This window comes from Amycolatopsis sp. cg5 (assembly GCF_041346955.1).
In the GTDB taxonomy this organism is placed as follows: domain Bacteria; phylum Actinomycetota; class Actinomycetes; order Mycobacteriales; family Pseudonocardiaceae; genus Amycolatopsis.
Genome location: NZ_CP166849.1, coordinates 1,920,933 through 1,939,517, shown reverse-complemented (window position 1 = coordinate 1,939,517; position 18,585 = coordinate 1,920,933). Strand labels below are relative to the sequence as shown.

General features: G+C 69.3%; 10 protein-coding genes. 9 read left to right on the top strand and 1 reads right to left on the bottom strand.

Features of this window, described 5'->3' with window-relative positions:
* Nucleotide 1: 1 nt before the first annotated feature.
* From AB5J62_RS08825 to AB5J62_RS08800, 6 genes are all read left to right on the top strand, one after another.
* Entirely contained in the window at nucleotides 2–1,297 is a 1,296-nt protein-coding gene (locus AB5J62_RS08825) for a sensor histidine kinase (RefSeq protein WP_370947644.1), read from the top strand.
* Between the two features lie 318 nt (nucleotides 1,298–1,615).
* Nucleotides 1,616–3,049, top strand: a complete 1,434-nt coding sequence (locus AB5J62_RS08820; RefSeq protein ID WP_370947643.1) for an amino acid permease — start codon at nucleotides 1,616–1,618, stop codon at nucleotides 3,047–3,049.
* Nucleotides 3,046–3,822: a carbon-nitrogen hydrolase family protein gene (locus tag AB5J62_RS08815; protein WP_370947642.1), complete on the top strand. Its 777-nt coding sequence runs from the start codon at nucleotides 3,046–3,048 to the stop codon at nucleotides 3,820–3,822. Before AB5J62_RS08820 ends, AB5J62_RS08815 begins: the two co-directional genes overlap by 4 nt.
* Nucleotides 3,819–5,513: a flavin monoamine oxidase family protein gene (locus AB5J62_RS08810; protein WP_370947641.1), complete on the top strand. Its 1,695-nt coding sequence runs from the start codon at nucleotides 3,819–3,821 to the stop codon at nucleotides 5,511–5,513. The genes AB5J62_RS08815 and AB5J62_RS08810 overlap by 4 nt, the downstream gene beginning before the upstream one ends.
* Nucleotides 5,514–5,536: 23 nt before the next feature.
* Nucleotides 5,537–6,172, top strand: a complete 636-nt coding sequence (locus tag AB5J62_RS08805; RefSeq protein WP_370947640.1) for a TetR/AcrR family transcriptional regulator — start codon at nucleotides 5,537–5,539, stop codon at nucleotides 6,170–6,172.
* A gap of 39 nt (nucleotides 6,173–6,211) precedes the next feature.
* The gene (locus tag AB5J62_RS08800; RefSeq protein WP_370947639.1) at nucleotides 6,212–8,347 is read left to right on the top strand and encodes an MMPL family transporter; all 2,136 of its coding nucleotides are present in this window, start codon (nucleotides 6,212–6,214) and stop codon (nucleotides 8,345–8,347) included.
* A 288-nt stretch (nucleotides 8,348–8,635) separates the two neighbouring features.
* On the opposite strand, the gene AB5J62_RS08795 is transcribed toward AB5J62_RS08800, so the two are convergent.
* Nucleotides 8,636–10,018: an MFS transporter gene (locus AB5J62_RS08795; RefSeq protein WP_370947638.1), complete on the bottom strand. Its 1,383-nt coding sequence runs from the start codon at nucleotides 10,016–10,018 to the stop codon at nucleotides 8,636–8,638.
* A 367-nt stretch (nucleotides 10,019–10,385) separates the two neighbouring features.
* On the opposite strand from AB5J62_RS08795, the gene AB5J62_RS08790 reads away from it, so the two are divergent.
* Genes AB5J62_RS08790 through AB5J62_RS08780 form a run of 3 tightly spaced genes read left to right on the top strand, consistent with a single transcriptional unit; the run spans nucleotide 10,386 to nucleotide 18,579 of the window.
* On the top strand, nucleotides 10,386–12,119 hold the full coding sequence (locus AB5J62_RS08790; RefSeq protein ID WP_370947637.1) for a fatty acyl-AMP ligase: 1,734 nt from the start codon (nucleotides 10,386–10,388) through the stop codon (nucleotides 12,117–12,119).
* The gene (locus tag AB5J62_RS08785; protein ID WP_370947636.1) at nucleotides 12,116–17,737 is read left to right on the top strand and encodes a beta-ketoacyl synthase N-terminal-like domain-containing protein; all 5,622 of its coding nucleotides are present in this window, start codon (nucleotides 12,116–12,118) and stop codon (nucleotides 17,735–17,737) included. The genes AB5J62_RS08790 and AB5J62_RS08785 overlap by 4 nt, the downstream gene beginning before the upstream one ends.
* Nucleotides 17,737–18,579, top strand: a complete 843-nt coding sequence (locus AB5J62_RS08780; RefSeq protein ID WP_370947635.1) for an alpha/beta hydrolase — start codon at nucleotides 17,737–17,739, stop codon at nucleotides 18,577–18,579. Before AB5J62_RS08785 ends, AB5J62_RS08780 begins: the two co-directional genes overlap by 1 nt.
* Nucleotides 18,580–18,585 lie beyond the last annotated feature (6 nt).

Genomic DNA, 18,585 nt, shown 5'->3' with positions numbered 1-18,585 from the left:
CGTGCGGAGAAGGATCGTCACGCTGGCCGTGACGGCGGCGATGCTGGCGATCTTCCTCTTCGGGCTGCCGCTGGGGTTCGGCGTGGTCAAGTTCTACCGGGCCAGCGAATACTCCGAGCTGGAACGGGCCGCCGACTCCGTCATGGTGGCCGTGGCGCCGGACCTCGTCGAGGGCATCCCGCCGACGCGGCTGCCGCAGCTGGACCCCGAGGAGTCGGAGGCGCTGGTCGGCGTCTACACCCCGGACGGCACGCTGCTCATCGGCGAAGGCCCGAAAAAGGCCGACCACGTCGTGATGAAGGCGCGGGGTTCCGACTGGGCGAGCGGTGACGTCGGCGACCAGCTCGTCGTGGCCGTACCCGTGGTCAACGGCGACGAGTTGAGCGGGATGGTCCGCGCGGCGATCCCGCGGAGCCAGCTCTACCGCCATGTCGCGGTGACCTGGCTCGGGATGCTGGGCCTGGCCGTCGTCGCGATCGCCACCACGTGGCTGGTCGCCAGGCGGCTCGCCGCGCGGCTCGCCAGGCCGCTGGAAGAACTGTCCGCCGCCGCCGAACGGCTCGGCGAGGGCGACTTCACCGTCCGCGCGCGCCGGGCCGGGCTGCCGGAGACCGACCGGGTGGCCGAGACGCTCGACACGACCGCCGAGCGCATCCGCGAGACGCTGGAGCGGGAGCAGGCCTTCGCCGCGAACGCCTCGCACCAGCTGCGCACCCCGTTGACCGGCCTGCGGCTGCAGCTCGAAGCCGCGCTGGAGTCACCGGACATGGAGCCGAGGCACGCCATCGCGGCCGGCATCTCGTCGGCGGACCGGCTCGAGCGGACCATCGACGACCTGATCGCGTTGTCCCGCCTGACCCGCAAGCCGAACACGCCGCTCGACCTCCACGCGCTGCTCGCCGAGCTGCGGCCGGGCTGGGAGGAGCTGCTCGACGGCCGCGGCCTGCGCATCGTCACCTCCGACACCTGGCCGCCGCGCGCGTCGGCCGCGGCGGTGCGCCAGGTGCTCGGCGTGCTGCTCGACAACGCGGTCATCCACGGCAGCGGGACGGTGACCGTACTGGTCAGGGAGGCGGGCGACGCGATCGCGGTCGACGTCAGCGACGAGGGCGCCGGTATCGACGGCGACGTCGACCTGTTCGCGGTCGCGCACACCACCGCGGAGGGTCACGGCATCGGGCTGGCGCTGGCACGCAGCCTCGCCGAGGCCGAGGGCGGCAGGCTGCGGCTCACCAGGCCCACACCGCCGACGTTCACCCTGCTCCTGCCAGGGGAAGACCCGGCGGACGGGGACTAGGGGGGATCATCCGCGCCGGCCGGGCCTGGGGCTGACCCTAAACGGTCGTACGCCAGCGGAAGGTATACCGAAAGTTAGCTGACACTTTGCCTGTGCCATCCGGACCGCCGGGTTGCCGAGCTTCGCCGGCGCGGCCAAGGTCGAGCCGAACGGTCCATCGCAGGGCGAAGAGGCAGAGAAACGAATCGCCACGATATTCAGCTTCACCGCAACAGATCGCCAGGGTGATCTTCCTCTTCGCAATCGATCGGTGTTTTCGCGTCCAAGAACGACCGATACCGTTGACGCGATACACACCTCGACGAGGAGGACTTCAGCGTGAACCAGCGAACCGGGCCCAGTGCGACCAGGGCAGTGCTGTTCCGGCGCAAATCGGTCGAGGACCTGGTGGCACACGGTGGCGAGGGCGAAGGCGGCCACCTCAAGCGGTCGCTCGGCCTCGGCCAGCTGACCACGCTCAGCATCGGCGCGACGCTCGGCAGCGGCATCTTCGTCGTGCTCGGCCAGGCGGTGCCCGTCGCGGGCCCGGCCGTGGTGATCTCGTTCATCCTCGCGGGCGTCACCGCGTTGTTCTCGGCGCTCTCCTACGCCGAACTCGCCGGCATGATCCCGCTCTCCGGCTCCTCCTACTCCTATACCTACGCCACGCTCGGCGAGCTGATCGCCTGGGTGTGCGGCTGGTGCCTGGTGCTGGAGTACGGCGTGTCGGTCGCCTCGGTCGCGGTCGGCTGGGGCCAGTACCTCAACGAGCTGCTGAACCTGCTGTTCGGCTTCGGCATCCCGGACGCGCTGAGCCAGCCACCCGGCGACGCGGGCGGGGTCGTCAACCTGCCCGCGATCGCGGTCGTGCTGCTCGCGATGTTCCTGCTGCTCGGCGGCGCGAAGGAGAGCGCACGGGCGAACTTCGTCATGGTGGTCGTCAAGGTCGCGACGCTGGTGCTGTTCTGCGCGATCGCGTTCACCGCGGTCAAGGCGGGCAACTTCAAGCCGTTCCTGCCGCTGGGACTGGCCGGGATGAGCGCGGGCGGCGCGAAGCTGTTCTTCTCCTACATCGGGTTCGACGCCGCGTCGACCGCGGGCGAGGAGGCGAAGAACCCGCAGAAGGACCTGCCGCGCGCGATCCTGCTGTCGCTGGGCATCGTCACGCTGCTGTACTGCCTGGTCGCGGTCGCCGCGGTCGGCGCGTTCCCCTGGCAGAAGTTCGACTCGAACGAGGCGGCGCTGTCCCAGGTGCTCACCAGCATCGTGAGCAACAAGCTGTGGTCGATCCTGCTCGCGATCGGCGCCATCGTGGCGATCTCCAGCGTCGTGCTGACCGTCCTCTATGGCCAGACCCGCATCCTGTTCGCGATGTCGCGTGACGGTCTCGTGCCGAAGTTCATGTCCAAAGTGGACCCCAAGAGCGGCACTCCGAAGATCAACACGCTGGTCGTGTCCGTGTTCGTCGCGCTGCTCGCCGCGTTCATCCCGCTCGGCAAGCTGGCCGACGCCACCAGCATCGGCACGCTGTTCGCGTTCGGCCTGGTCAACGTGGCGGTGATCCTGCTGCGCCGCCGCAGCCCCGACCGGCCGCGCTCGTTCCGGGTGCCGTTCTCGCCGGTGACGCCGCTGCTCGGGGTCGCGTGCTGCCTGTACATGATGTTCAGTCTCGACGTGGAGACCTGGATCGTGTTCGGCGGCTGGATGCTGCTCGGCCTGGGTCTGTACTTCGGCTACGGCATCCGCAAATCAGAACTGGCGAGGCGTACGTGATCATCGCAGTCCACCAAGGCCCCTACTCGGCGCTCACCGAAGCCGGCTTCAAAGCCGCGGGCTCGGGAGCCGACCTGCTCATCTGCGCCGAGATGATCACCACCGGCTACAACATCGGCGCGGCGGTGCACGAGCGCGCCGAGCCCGCCGACGGCCCGACCGCCGAACGGGTCGCCAAGATCGCGAGCGGCACCGGCGTGGCCATCGCGTACGGCTATCCCGAGCGCGCCGGTGAGAAAGTATTCAACAGTGTCCAGCTGATTGACGCACAAGGCACACGAATTGCCAATTACCGGAAAACTCACCTTTTCGGGGAACTGGACAAGAATTGGTTCACCCCCGGTGACGAAGCGATCGTGCAAACCGAGTTCGGCGGGCTCACCGTCGGTTTCCTGATCTGCTACGACGTCGAATTCCCCGAGCTCGTGCGGGCCCACGCGCTCGCCGGCACGGAATTACTCATCGTGCCCACCGCGCTGATGAGCCCGTACGAGCTGGTCGCCGACACGGTCGTGCGCTCGCGCGCCTACGAGAGCCAGCTTTACGTCGCCTACGCGAACCGGTGCGATGTCGAAGCGGAGCTCGACTACTGCGGCCGCAGCACGGTCGTCGCGCCGACCGGCGACGTGCTCGCCAAGGCGGGCGGCGGCGAAGAGCTGCTCGTCGCGACCGTCGACCGCGACACGCTGCGGCACTCCCGCACCGAGAACACCCACCTGGCCGATCGCAGGCCGGAGCTGTACCCGTTGCTGAACAAAGGAACCACATCATGACGTCCGCCGTTCCCACCGCGATCCACACGGATGAGCCGGCAGGCAAGCCGATCACCATGTTCGGCCCCGACTTCCCGTTCGCCTACGACGACTACCTCGCGAACCCGGCCGGTCTCGGCTCGGTGCCACCGGAGCGGCACGGCACCGAGGTCGCCGTGATCGGCGGCGGCCTGTCCGGCATCGTGACCGCGTACGAGCTGATGAAGCTGGGGCTGCGCCCGGTGGTCTACGAGATCGACGAGATCGGCGGGCGGCTGCGCACGGTCGGCTTCCCCGGCGCGCCGTCGGGGGTCACCGCGGAGATGGGCGCGATGCGCTTCCCGCCGTCGTCGACCGCGTTGTTCCACTACATCGACAAGGTCGGCCTGGAGACCACGCCGTTCCCGAACCCGCTCGCGCCCGGCACCCCGAGCACGGTGGTGGACCTCAAGGGGCAGAGTCACTACGCGACGACGCAGGACGATCTGCCCGAGGTCTTCTCGGACGTCGCGCGAGCGTGGCAGCGCACACTCGAAGACCAGGTCGAGTTCGCCGAGATGCAGACCGCCATCCGTGAGCGCGACGTCAAGACCGTCAAACGGATCTGGGACGGGCTGGTCGAAAAGCTCGACAATCAGACGTTCTACGGGTTCCTGTGCGACTCGCCCGCGTTCGCCTCCTTCCGCGACCGCGAGATCTTCGGGCAGGTCGGGTTCGGCACCGGCGGCTGGGACACCGACTTCCCGAACTCGATTCTCGAAATCCTGCGCGTGGTCTATACCGGCGCCGACGACGAGCACCGCAGCATCGTCGGCGGCAGCCGCCAGCTGCCGTTGCGGTTGTGGGAGCGCGCACCGGACCACTTGACGCACTGGCCTGCCGGAACCACCTTGAAGTCGTTGCACGAAGGCGGGAAACCGTTGCCGGGCGTCGCCCACCTGCATCGCACGGCCCCCAACAACATCACGGTCACCGACACCAACGGCAGCATCAGGACCTACCCCGCGGCCGTGTTCACCGCGCAGAGCTGGATGTTACTTTCGACCATCTCCTGCGACGAATCACTGTTTCCCATCGATCATTGGACCGCGATCGAGCGCACGCACTACATGGCCTCATCGAAGGTTTTCGTGCCTGTCGACCGTCCGTTCTGGCTGGACAAAGATCCGGCGACCGGGCGCGACGTGATGAGCATGACGCTCACCGACCGGATGCCGCGCGGCACCTATCTGCTCGGCGACGACCCGGCTTCACCAGCGGTTATCTGCCTGTCCTACACCTGGGCCGACGATTCACTGAAATGGCTGCCGCTCTCGGTTTCCGAGCGCGTGGAGGTGATGCTGCAGTCGCTGCGCGAGATATACCCGACCGTGGATGTTCGACGGCACATCATCGGCGACCCGGTCACCGTGTCGTGGGAAGCGGAGCCGAACTTCATGGGCGCCTTCAAGGCGAACCTGCCCGGCCACTACCGCTACCAGCGCAGACTGTTCACGCACTTCATGCAGGACAGGCTGGAACCGCGTTACCGCGGCCTGTTCATCGCGGGCGACGACGTCTCGTGGACGGCGGGCTGGGCGGAGGGCGCTGTCCAGACCGCGCTGAACGCGGTGTGGGGTGTCGTCAGGCATTTCGGTGGCGCCAGTGACCGGGCCAACCCGGGACCCGGCGATATTTTCGACGACATTTCCCCGATTAATCTGCCTGAGTGAGTAAATCGTGCGAATATAAACGCATGAGCAGCGAGCCCCCACCGAGATGGCGCCGACTGGAACCGGATGAGCGAAAGGAGCAAATCTTCACTTGCGCCGTGCAGCTGTTCGGTCAGCGCCCCTATTCCGAGGTGTCCACATCGGACATTGCGGCCGAGGCAGGCGTCGCCCGTGGTCTCATCAACCACTACTTTGGGACCAAACGTGAGTTGTACCTCGAGGTGATCCGGCGCGCGCTGGTCGTGCCGAGGATGGCCGTCGAGATACTCCCGGAGGGGCCGCTGGAGCTCCGCGCGGACGTCGCCATCGACTGGTTCCTCGACATGGTGACCAAGCAGGAGCGCACCTGGCTCGCGGCGATCGCCCCGGAGGGCATCGGCCGTGATCTCGAGATCGAGGAGATACTCGAGGAAGCGGACAAGGAGTCGGCCGACCGCGTGCTCGAAGCCGTCGGCCTCTCCCGCGAGAGCGAGCACGGCCCGGAGCTGAACGCGCTCGTCCGCGCCTTCGGCGGCATGGTGAAGGCGGCAGGCCGGGAATGGCTGGTGCGCGGCTCGCTCACCCGCGAGCAGGTGCACACCCTGCTGAGCAAATCTCTGGTCACGCTCGTCGGTGAAGTGTTTCCGGTGATCCAGGCGGAGAATCAGCCTATCGAGTGAGCGAGTAGTCGAGGGCCTTTGTGAGAGGGTCGAACGGCTATGACCCTCCTGAGTGGAACCTTCTCGGGAACGCTCCTGCTCGAACCCCGTACCCCGCCTCCACCTCCCCGCCGCCCGCGTCAGTGGCTGTTGCCCGCGGTGCTGCTCGTGTGCTGGCTGGTGCTCGGCGGCGCGACCGGACCCTTCCCAGGGAAACTGACCGAGATCCAGAGCAACGACCCGAGCTCCTTCCTGCCCGCGGGCGCCGAGTCGACGGCCGTGCAGGAACTGCAGGAGAAGTTCGCCCAGCGACGGCTGCTCGTGACGGTCGTGGTGTTCGAGCGCGCGACCGGCCTGACCACGATCGACCAGGTCACCATCGCCGAGAAGGCCGCCGAGCTGTCCGGCACCCGCGGGCTCGACGGGCCGGGCTCGCCCCCGATCTTCTCCGTCGACGGCCGCGCGGCCCAGGTACTGCTGCCGGTGTCCGGCGAAGATCCCTACCAGGCGGGCGCGGTCGTCAAGGAACTCCGGATCGTCGCGTCGACCGGCCTGCCCGACGGCCTGCGCGCGCTGGCGACCGGCCCCGGCGGCTACAACGCCGACCTGGCCGAGGTGTTCGGCGGCATCGACGGGGTGTTGCTGCTGATCACGGCCGTGCTGGTGGCGTTGATCCTGATCATCGTCTACCGCAGCCCGCTGCTGCCGCTGTTCGTGCTGATCTCGGCGGGGCTGGCGCTCGCGTCCTCGTCGGCGGTCATCTACGCACTCGCGAAGGCCGGCGTGCTGACCCTGAACGGGCAGTCACAAGGGATCCTGCTGATCTTGGTCTTCGGCGCGGCGACCGACTACGCCCTGCTCCTGGTCTCCCGCTACCGCGAAGAACTGCTCCGCACCACCCACGCGCCGACCGCGATGCGCATCGCCTGGCGCTCGTCGTTCGAGCCGATCGCGGCCTCCGGCGGCACGGTCATCCTCGGCATGTTGTGCATGCTCGCCAGCGAACTCACCTCGAACCGCAGCCTCGGCCCGGTCGCGGCGATCGGCATCGCGGGCGCGCTCGCGTCTTCCCTGACCTTCCTGCCCGCCGTGCTCGCGCTGGTCGGCCGCGCGGCTTTCTGGCCGTCGCACCCTTATCCCCGTAAGCACCGCCTGATCACGCGCGGCATCTTCGACAAGATCGCTTCACTGGTCCAAAAACGGCCGCGCTGGACATGGGCGCTCACCGCTTTCGTACTGCTCATCGGCGTCGCCTTCGTTCCGTCCCTGAAAGCGCACGGCACTTCCCAGCAGGATCTCTTCCTGACCGAAGTCGACGCCGTGACCGGCCAGAACGCCCTCACCGCCCACTTCCCCGGCGGCACCGGCAGCCCCGCGGTCATCATGTGCCGTGCCGAAAAGACAGGCCTGGTGCTCGCGGCGATGAAGAACGAGCCGGGCATCGTTGACCTCACCCCGACTCCCGCCGACCCCCGCAACCCCACCGCGGGCCTGAAAGTCGTCGACGGAATGGCCGAGATCACCGCCACCCTCCGCGCCCCGGCCGACTCCCCCGCCGCCGACACGGTCGTCCACCGCCTGCGTTCGGTCGTCCACGCGATCCCCGGCGCGGAGGCCAAGGTCGGCGGCGCGACCGCCCAGCAGCAGGACATGGTCACCGCGGCCACCCACGACCGCAACACCATCATCCCGATCGTCCTGCTGGTGATCTTCCTGGTCTTGGCCCTGTTGTTGCGCGCGCTGGTCATCCCGCTGCTCCTGATGGCGACGGTCGTCCTGTCCTTCGGCGCGACACTCGGCGTCGGCGCGTGGGTGTTCAACGACCTCCTCGGCTTCCCCGGCGCCGACCCGGCGATCCCGTTGTACGCCTTCGTGTTCCTGGTCGCGCTGGGCATCGACTACAACATCTTCCTGATGACCCGCGCCCGCGAAGAAGCGCTGAACCTGGGCACGGAACGCGGAACCTTGAACGCGCTGACGGTCACCGGCGGCGTGATCACCTCGGCGGGCATCGTGCTCGCGGCGACCTTCGCGGCCTTGTCGGTGATCCCGATCCTGTTCTTGGCCCAGGTCGCGTTCTTGGTCGCGTTCGGCGTGCTGCTGGACACCTTCGTCGTGCGCTCGCTCCTCGTACCCGCGCTGGCCGTCGACCTCGGCAAAGTCCTCTGGTGGCCCAGCAAACTCGCCAAGCCCTGAAGGACTCGTGAGTGGTACGGCCGGTTCTAACCGGCCGTACCACTCACGACCCCATGCGGGGAAAAGCCTTGTCGGCGCGGAGTTTAGCGGGCTTTATCCCGGCCGGGCCCGTGAAGCGAGGGGCCCCTCGGTGCTTTGCAAGCACCGAGGGGCACCCTCACTTCACCCAGCGCGTTCTGCTGGACATCTTCGTCGTGCGCTTCGCCCCTCGTACCCGCGCTAGCCCCATCGCCAACCGCCCGACCGGCTCCGCGACCTCGCGTCCGAACTGTCGCGGTCCATGCCGGCCTAGCTCGCGGGGGTCGTGAGTGTTGCCGACGGCTCTAACCGTCGGGAACGCTCACGACCCTCTTGGGCCACAACGGCTGGCCGGGGCAGCAGGAGGGCGAGGGCGGCGCCTGCCAAGGCGATGACGGCGGCGAGCAGAAGCGCCGTGGACATCGCGTCGATGAAGGTCAGGTGTGCGGCCGAGCGTGCGGCGGCCGAGACGCGGGGGGCCGAGCCTTGGGACACCGCGTCGGGAGCGGTGAGCAAGGCGGCTTGGTCGCGGTAGGACAACGCGATCTGGGCGACGCGTTCGGGGAGCGTCGCGGTGACCTGCCAGGTCAGGATCGCGCCCGTCGCGACGATGCCCAGCACGCCCCCGGCTTGCGAGGCGACCTGCTGCAACGCCGAAGCGGAGCCGGTGGCCGAGTCGGGGCAGGCGCCCATGATGGCCTCGGTCGCGGCGATCACGCACAAGCCGGTGCCGAAGCCGGCCAAGGCGCCGGAGGACAGCACCGCGGTGAAACTCGATCGGGTGTCGAGGAATGACAGGCCGATGAGACCGCAGGCGACCAGGAGGAGGCCGGCGCTCACCGGCCAGCGGGGGCCGAAACGCTGAGCGAGTACGCCGCCGATCGGGGCCGAGAGCACGACGACGCAGGTCGGGCCGAGCATCCACGTGCCCGCGGTGACCGGGGACAGGCCGCGCATGTTCTGGAGATACAGCGTGAGCAGGAACAACAGGCCGAAGACGCCGAACGAGCTGACGCCGACCAGGATCGAGCCGACCGACACCGCGCGGGAGGCGAGCAGCCTGCGTACGCGGCCGGAGCCGGGGATTCCGCGTGACTCGGTGGCGAAGGTCAACGCCAGCGCCACCGTGATCAGCGCGACCGGGACGTTGACCGCGAAGACCGCCTGCCAGCCGAAACCCTGGACGACGACGCCCGCGAGGACCGGGCCGAGGCCGATCGCCAGCGCGTTGGCGCCGCCCCAGATTCCCAATGGGAGACCGAGTTTGTCCGCGGGGAACGCGGCGCGGACCAGCGCCAGCGCCGCGGGCTGCAGCAATGCGCCCGCGAAGCCTTGGAGCACACGGAAAACGACGAGCGACCAGACGCCGTCGGATACGGCTATGCCGAGCGAAGCGGCGCCGAAACCGAGTACGCCGATGACGAAGGTAAGGCGGCGGCCGATGCGGTCGGCGAGCCTGCCCGCGGGCAGCAAGCCCAGTGCCAGCGCGACCAGGTAGGCGTTCGCGATGAGTTCCAGCTGACCGAGGGTCGCGCCTGCCGAAGCTGAGATGTAGGGGGCGGCGATCGTGGTCGCCGTGCCGTCGAGGCCGACCATCGCACCACCCAGCACGCCGGCGGTCAGAGTCCACCAGCGCCTGCTTGTGGTTTCCATCTCTTTCACTATGAACGCACACGGAAAGCGGTCACCCGGCACCCCCGGCTCTCACTCTTTAGAAACGAATAGCTTTCACGGCGACCAGGAATTATCGCTGAGAGTCACGCCGGTGCGAATACGGTTGTCACCCGGTCGGGGAGAGCTTGCACAGTGACTTGCATTCAGTGCGAGGCCTGGCTACCGTCAACCCCACTTATCACCCCGACTGCGTGATTCCGCCTGCCCTGTCGTTGTTCCCCCGCGACTTCAGAGCGCGCGTCGAATCAATTCTGCCGATAACGGACGCCCGATGACAAAGGGTGACGCGCGAAAGTCTGCCGGTGATGAGCCGACCAGAATTACTTCCTACCGTGGGAGAGTGCGCATGTCTTCGGCTGAGCGCCGGTACCCCGAACCGACGGACGGCCTGGTCCCCTCGGTGCGGCCATTGACCGGCTATCTGTTCGACCGCGCGGAGTCGCAAGACCCCGCGTTCACCTTTCTCGACTTCTCCGCCGACCGCGAAGGCACCGAGGTCACCCTGACCTGGGCCGAGCTCGCCACCAAGGTGCGCGCGACCGCGGCCGAGCTGAGCAAGATCACCGCGCCCGGCGCGCGGGTGGCGATCCTCGCGCCGCAGGATCTGACCTACGTCATCGGTTTCCTCGGCGCGCTGCACGCCGGGACGATCGCCGTCCCGCTGTTCGCGCCCGAGGTGAGCCAGCACGGAGAACGCCTGGTCGGAGCGCTGGACGACTGCGCGCCGGACATCTGGCTGACCGCGAAGGGCGCGCTGCCCGCGGTGCGTGAACTCGCCGAGACGAGCCCGGTCCCGATGCCGAAGCAGATCCTCGCGGTCGACGAGATCGCCGACGAGGCCGGCGTGGGTTTCGAACCCCCCGCGCTCGGGCTCGACGCACCGGCGTACCTTCAGTACACCTCGGGCTCCACGAGGGCTCCGGCAGGCGCGATCATCACCCATCGCGCCATTTCCGCGAACTGCTACCAGATGACCACCGGTTTCGGCGTCGACAATACGTGGACGTGCACCGGCTGGATTCCGTTCTTCCACGATATGGGTTTGCTGCAGCTGCTCTGCGCGCCCGTTTTTTCGGGCGCGCGCTCGGTATTCATGACGCCTTTCAACTTCGTGATGAAACCGCTCCGCTGGCTCAAGCAGCTCGCCGCATTCCCGAAAACCTACGCCGCCGCCCCGAATTTCGCTTTCGACTACGCCGCGCGCAAGATCAAGGAAGCCGACCGCCTGCTGCTCGACCTTTCCGGCGTCGGCGCGATCGCGAACGGCAGCGAGCCGATCCGGCCGAGCAGCATCGCCGCCTTCCAGGCCGCGTTCGGCCCGCAGGGCCTGGCTCCCGAGGCGCACCGCCCGTCCTACGGCCTCGCCGAGGCCACCGTGTACGTCACGAACACCAGGGCGGACGGCCCGACGATCACCGCGTTCGACCGCGCCGCCCTCTCCGGCGACCGCGGTGTCGTCGTGGCGCCCGGCACGCCCGGCTCGCTGGAACTGGTCGCGGCGGGCAGGCCGGAAGGCCAGCTCGTCCGCATCGTCGACCCGGCGACGTCGAAGGCGCGCCTCGGCGGGGAGGTCGGCGAGATCTGGATCCACGGTCCCAACGTCGCCACCGGTTACTGGGAGCAGCCCGAGCGCAGCGAGGAGAGCTTCGGCGGCCGCGTCGAAGGCGACCGCGACCGGACCTGGCTGCGCACCGGTGACCTCGGCCTGTTCCACGAAGGCCTGCTCTACATCACCGGCCGTATCAAGGACCTGATCATCATCGACGGGAAGAACCACTACCCGCAGGACATCGAGGTCACCGTGCAGGACGCGCACCCGGCGATCCGCCAGGACCGCGTCGCCGCGTTCGCGGTGCAGGACGAGCGTGGCGTCGAGGGCGCCGCGGTGGTCGCCGAGTTCGACCGGACCTCCGGGCCGGAGCCCGACCACGACGAACTGGCCAAGATCGTCCGCCGCGCGGTGTCCGCCGCGCACGACGTCCGGCTGCTGGGCTTCCAGCTCGTCGCGCCGGGCGGGGTGCTGCGCACCTCCAGCGGCAAGATCGCCCGCGCCGCCACGAAGGACCGATTCTTCTCATGACGACCGAAGAACTGGCGCGCTGGCTCACCGAGCAGCTCGCGGAACTGTGCGATCTCGACGTCGCCGAGATCGACCCGGCCAAGCCGTTCGGCGACTACGGCCTGTCCTCGCGCCGCGCCGTCGAACTGGCCGGTGAGCTCGAGGACATCCTCGACGTCACGCTGCCGACCACGCTGATCTGGGAGCACCCGACGATCGAGCGGCTCGCCAAGGCGCTGACCGGCGAGACCGAGGCCCCGCGCGAAGAACTCGCCGTCGCCGCGGACGAGCCGATCGCGGTGGTCGGGCTCGGCTGCAGGCTGCCCGGCGGGATCCACGGGCCTGAGCAGTTCTGGCGACTGCTCACCGAGGGGCTCGAAGCGATCTCCGAGGTTCCGCAAAACCGTTGGGACGGTTACGAAAACGTCCCCGAGGACACCACACGCTGGGGTGGCTTCCTCGACGACATCGCCGGTTTCGACGCCGAGTTCTTCGGCATCGCGCCCCGTGAAGCGGCCCGCATGGACCCCCAGCAGCGGATGGTCCTCGAAGTCGCGTGGGAAGCGCTGGAGCACGCCGGCATCGCGCCACGGTCGCTCGGCGGCAGCCGGACCGGCGTGTTCGTCGGCGTCAGTGGCACCGAGTACAGCGCGTTGTCGCTCGCGGACGTCGGCGAGGTCGACGCTTGGGCGGGCACCGGCTCCGCGCTGGCCATCGCGGCCAACCGCCTGTCGTACGCGCTGGACCTGCGCGGGCCGAGCATGGCCGTCGACACCGCGTGCTCCTCGTCGCTGACCTCGGTGCACCTCGCCGTGCAGAGCCTGCGCTCCGGTGAGAGTGACGCCGCGCTGGCCGGCGGCGCGAACCTGCTGCTCGGCCCCGGTGTCACCGCGAACTTCGACCAGATGGGCATTCTGTCCCGCGACGGGCGCTGCAAGCCGTTCGCTGCGGGCGCCGACGGCATCGCGCGCGCGGAAGGCGCCGGGATCGTCGTGCTCAAGCGGCTTTCCGACGCGCGAGCCGACGGTGACCGCGTGCTCGCCGTCATCCGCGGCACCGCCACGAACTCCGACGGCCGGTCCAACGGCCTCACCGCGCCCAACCCCGAGGCGCAGCAAGCGTTGCTGCACACGGCGTACCGGCGCGCGGGCATCGATCCCTCCACTGTGGACTACGTGGAGGCGCACGGCACCGGGACGCTGCTCGGCGACCCGATCGAGGCGGGCGCGCTCGGCGCGATCTTGGGCGCCGGGCGGCCCGCCGGCAAGCCGTTGCTGGTCGGTTCCGTCAAGAGCAACCTCGGCCACCTCGAAGCGGCGGCGGGCATCACCGGCCTCATCAAGGTCGTGCTTTCGTTGCAGCACAAGCGAATCCCGGCCACGCTGAACTTCGACGGCCCCAACCCGCACATCCCGTTCGACGACCTGCGCCTGGCCGTCGCCGACACCGCGTGCCCGTGGCCGGAGCACGAGCGCCCCGCGCTCGCCGGCGTCTCCGGCTTCGGTTTCGGCGGCACCAACGCCCACGTGATCCTCGAGCAGGATAAAGCGGGCTTTACTCCCGGGGATAAAGCCTGCTTTACTCCCGGGAGTAAAGCAGGCTTTATCCCGGGTTCGCCTGGCCGTTTCCTGCTCAGCGCTGCCACTGAGGACAGGCTGCGCGAGGCTGCGGGCAACCTGGCCGCTTGGGTGGACTCGCACGACGCGGCGCTCGTGGACGTCGAGCACACGCTCGCGCGCAGGCTTGGCGGGAAGACTCGCGCGGCCGTTGTCGCGCGCACGCGCGATGAGCTGATCAGCGGGCTTCGCGGACTTTCGCTGGGCGAGCAGGTGACGACCGGGCCGCTCGACGGGGACGGGCCAGTGTTCGTCTTCTCCGGGCACGGCGCGCAGTGGGCGGGCATGGGCCGCAGGCTGCTCACCGAGGAGCCCGCGTTCGCCGCGGCCGTCGCCAGGCTCGACCCGCTCATCCACGCCGAAAGCGGCTTCTCGCTGCGCGCGGAACTCGAAGCGGGCGCCGAAGCCGCGACCATGGACCACGTGCAGCCGCTCGTGTTCGGCATCCAGGTCGCGCTGGCCGAACTGTGGCGCTCGCACGGGGTCACCCCCGCCGCGGTGATCGGCCACTCGTTCGGCGAGGTCGCCGCCGCCGTGGTCGCGGGCGCGATCAGCGAGGCCGACGGCGCGAAGATCGTCGCGCTGCGCTCGCGGCTGCTCGCCTCGCTGGCGGGTGACGGCGCGATGGCGTTGCTGGAACTCGGCGCCGACGAGGCGGCCGAACTGGTCGCCGGGGTGTCCGATGTGGACATCGCGGTGCTGTCGGCGCCCCGGCAGACGGTGATCGCCGGGCGGGCCGAGCAGGTCAAGCGCATCGTGTCCACTGTGGAGGAACGGGGCCTGCTCGCCAGGCTGGTGAACCTCGACGTCGCCGCGCACTCCCCCATCGTCGACCGGGTCACCGGCACGCTCATCGAAGGCCTCGGCGCGCTGTCGGCGGGCCAGGCGGGCATCCGGTTCTACGGGACCGCGCTCGACGATCCCCGCAGGCGCCCCGATTTCGACGCCCGCTACTGGGCCGCGAACCTGCGCCAGCCAGTGCGGTTCGCAGGCGCGGTCGAAGCGGCCGTCGCCGACGGCTACCGCGCGTTCATCGAGATCTCCCCCCACCCCGTGCTGCGGCACGCGCTGCTCGACAACCTCGCCGCGCGCGGGCACGCCGAGGCGCTGGTCCTGTCGACGCTCAAGCAGTGCGACGACGAGACCACACATTTCCACGCCCAGCTCGCAGCCTGGGAACTCGCCACCGCGGCGGTCGACCGGCCCGGTCAGGTCATCGACCTGCCGACGACCGCGTGGCGCCATGTCCGGCACTGGCTGCCCGTGCCCAAGCCCCGGTGTTCCTGCGGGACGAAGGCGCCGTCCGTCGAGATACCCGAAGCTCGGAACTCGGACTCGCTGCTGACCCCGCGCTGGCGGCCGACGGACGCGCCGCACGGCAAGCCGCCGGCGTCGATCGCCTTGCTGGGGCAGACTTTCTCCCCGCTCGGCATCGCGCTGCGCAACTACGGCATCGGCGCGGAGCCGGAGTCGGCCGAGGCCGTCATCGTCCTGCTCCCGGACGACGACAACGACCCGGCGGGCGCGCTGGCCGCGGCCGAACGCGCGATCCTCACCGTCAGCGAGGTGGTCCGCCGCTGCGCGGACAGCGGCAAGCCACCCCGGCTGCTGCTGGCGACCACCGGCGCGGCCGCGGTCACCGAAGGCGAAGCGGGCATGCCCGCGTTCGCCGCGCTGCGCGGCCTGGTGCGGGTGCTCGGCAACGAACACCCCGAACTCCGGTCCCTCCTGCTCGACTGCGACCCGGCGTCGCCGCCGGAGGAGCGGGCCAGGCGCCTGCTCGCCGAGCTGTCGTCCGGCAAGGACGACGAGGTCGCCTGGCGGGCCGGGCAACGGCACGCCCGACGGCTTGAGCGCGTGACGCTGGAAGCGCCGACCCGTCCGGTCGTACGCAAGGACGGGTCCTATGTGGTCACCGGCGGTCTCGGCGGCATCGGCCTGTTCGTCGCCTCGTGGCTGGCAGGCCAGGGCGCGCGCCGGCTGGTCCTCAATGGACGGTCCGCGCCGCAGCCGGAGGCCAGGCGGGAACTCGACCGGCTCGCTGCGAGCACCGAGATCGTGGTCGTGCTCGGTGACATCGCCGAACCGGGTGTCGCCGAACGCCTGATCACCGCGGCGGGCCCGAACCTGCGTGGTGTGCTGCACGCGGCCGCCGTCTTCGACGACCGCACCACCGCGCGGCTCGACGCGGCCACCCTGCACAAGACCTGGGCTCCCAAGGCTTACGGCGCGTGGCGGCTGCACGAGGCGACGGTCGATCTCGACCTCGACTGGTGGGTCGGCTTCTCCTCGATCGCCGGGCTGCTCGGCTTCTTCGGCCAGCCCGCGTACGCGACGGCGAACGCCTACCTCGACGCGCTGGTCACCCTGCGCCGGGCGCAGGGCCTGCCTGCCACGTCCATCGCCTGGGGCACCTGGGCCGAGGTCGGCAAGGCCACCTCGATCAACATGCCCGGCCTCCGCGCGATCCGGCCGGACGAGGGCATCGCGGTGCTCGCCGGCGCGGCAGGCGCCAACGCGGGTGTGCTCGGCTGGGCGCACGTCGACGAGACGAAGCTCGTCGCGGTGTACCCGCAACTGGCCGAGAAGCCGTTCTGCTCCGGACTGCTCAGCACCACCGTGACCAGCGGGTGGGCCGGGCCGCAAGCGCTTGCCTCCCTGCCTGCGGCCCAAGCGAGGGAGGCGGCGGGCGCTCAGCTGCGTACCCGCGTCGCGTCCGTGCTGGGCTTCTCGCCCACCACTTTGGACACCACCACCCCGCTCATCGCGCTCGGCGTCGACTCGCTGCTCGCGGTGCGGATCCGCAACGCGGTCCAGTACGACTTCGGCATCGCGTTGCCGGTCTCGCTGCTGCTGCGCGGCGCGAGTGCCGCTGAGACCGAGGAGTGGCTCTTCACCGAACTCGGTATCGGCGGAGCGCTGCCTCGCATGCGGACCCAGCAGGTCCTCATCGGACCGCGGGACGCGGCCGAGCGGCTGGTCACCAGCGTGTGGCGGGACGTGCTCGGCATCGAGGTCGGCGTGACGCAGGACTTCTACGGCATCGGCGGCACCAGGGCCAAGGCCGAAGAGGTCACGGCGATGCTGGTCAAGCGCAGTGGGCGCGAACTCACCATCTCGGAGCTGTTCGAGCATCCGTCGATCGAGCGGATGGCCGCGCACCTGCGGGAAGAGGACCACGGCGGCGTGGTGCGGACACTGCGCGCGGAAGGCTCGCGGACACCGCTGTTCTTCTTCCACCCGAGCGGTGGCGACACGGCCGTATACCAGCAGCTGACCGATCTGCTCGAAGGCGACTTCCCGGTGTACGGGTTCGACCGGCTCGACGGCGTGTCGTCCGTCGAAGACCGGATCGAGCGCTACCTGCCCGAGCTGCGCACGATCCAGCCGCACGGCCCGTACCGGCTGGCCGGCTGGTCGTTCGGCGGCTGCCAGGCGTTCGAAGCGGCGCAACGCCTGCGCCGCGAGGGTGAACAGGTCGAGCTGCTCGGGTTGATCGATCCCATCATCCCGTTGCCCATCCGCACCGGACTGTCCGAAGTGGAGCTGCTCGAAAAGCGCTTCGAGCGGTTCGAGGAGTTCGTCGGCTCGTGCTACGGCCGCAAGATCACGCTGCCGTACGCCGAGATGGCACGGCTCGGCGACGAGGAGCAGGTCGAGCTGCTGATCGCGGCCATGCGTGACGAGGGCCTGGTCAACAGCGCGGTCAGCGACGCGATCCTCACCCACCAGCGCACGTCCTTTTTGGATTCACGGGCGCTGGAGCGCTACGTCGCACAAGCGTATGACGGCCCCGCCGTCTACTTCAGCGCCGCCGAGCCGGTGCCGGGCGGGCTGCGCGACGAGCGGTTCGACCGGATGGATCCGGCACGCGGCTGGGACGAGGTGTGCTCGCGGCTGGACGTGCTGACCGTGCCGGGCCATCACCTGTCGCTGCTCGATCCGCCCAATGTGGACGTCATCGGCGAGCACCTCAACGGGCTGCTGGCCAGCCTGGACTTCAGCGGGGCGAGGGGCGAATGATGCATGAGGTGACCGGCGCCGGGGTGGAGGAACTGCGGTTCTTCTCCCCGGCGGTCGGCCGGGACGTCGGCGTCACGCTGCTGAAGCCCGCGTGCGCGCCGCCGCCCGGCGGGTACCCGGTACTGCTTTTGCTGCACGGCTCGTCCGACGATCAGCGCAGCTGGACGACGAATACGCAGATCGCCGAACTGGCCGCGGCTTCGAATGTGCTCGTCGCGATGCCCGAGGGCGGCAGGCTGGGCTTCTACACCGATTGGCGGGTGCCCGATCGCGACGGCACCATTCCGCACTGGGAGAGCTTCCATCTCGGCGAACTGCTGCCGATGCTGGAAAACGAGCACGGCGCTTCGAACACGCGGATGGTCGCCGGGATCTCCATGGGCGGCTATGGCGCGCTGCGCTATGGCATGCGCTATCCCGGAATGTTCCGCGCGGTGGCGTCCCTGAGCGGGATCATGCATCTCACCCGTCCGGGGATGGCCGCGCTGCTGGGGCTGCTCTCCGTGAGGGAAGGCATACGCCCAGGCAAGATCTGGGGCCCACGCTGGTCTTCACGGGCGGTGTGGGCCGAGAACGACCCGCTGCTGCACGCGGAAGCTCTCGCCCCGACCAGGATTTATCTCGCGGCCGGCGACGGCCACAAGGTGCCCGGCGAGGAAACCGTGCCGGGCATGGGCTTGATTGAACAGTATTCACGTTCAATGACCGAGGAACTGGCCGCGCGTCTGCACGTGCTGAACGCGGATGTCACCACGGACTTCGGGGCCGGCACGCATTTCTGGCAGACCTGGCGGGGAGCGCTGGAGCGGCTTTGGCCGTATGTGCTCGACACCCTGCGCTGACGCCGG

Coding starts and splice junctions, on each gene's coding strand:
- AB5J62_RS08810 (WP_370947641.1), top strand. CDS start 3,819: ATGACGTCCGCCGTTCCCACCGCGATCCACACGGATGAGCCGGCAGGC.
- AB5J62_RS08805 (WP_370947640.1), top strand. CDS start 5,537: ATGAGCAGCGAGCCCCCACCGAGATGGCGCCGACTGGAACCGGATGAG.
- AB5J62_RS08800 (WP_370947639.1), top strand. CDS start 6,212: ATGACCCTCCTGAGTGGAACCTTCTCGGGAACGCTCCTGCTCGAACCC.
- AB5J62_RS08795 (WP_370947638.1), bottom strand. CDS start 10,018: ATGGAAACCACAAGCAGGCGCTGGTGGACTCTGACCGCCGGCGTGCTG.
- AB5J62_RS08790 (WP_370947637.1), top strand. CDS start 10,386: ATGTCTTCGGCTGAGCGCCGGTACCCCGAACCGACGGACGGCCTGGTC.
- AB5J62_RS08785 (WP_370947636.1), top strand. CDS start 12,116: ATGACGACCGAAGAACTGGCGCGCTGGCTCACCGAGCAGCTCGCGGAA.
- AB5J62_RS08780 (WP_370947635.1), top strand. CDS start 17,737: ATGCATGAGGTGACCGGCGCCGGGGTGGAGGAACTGCGGTTCTTCTCC.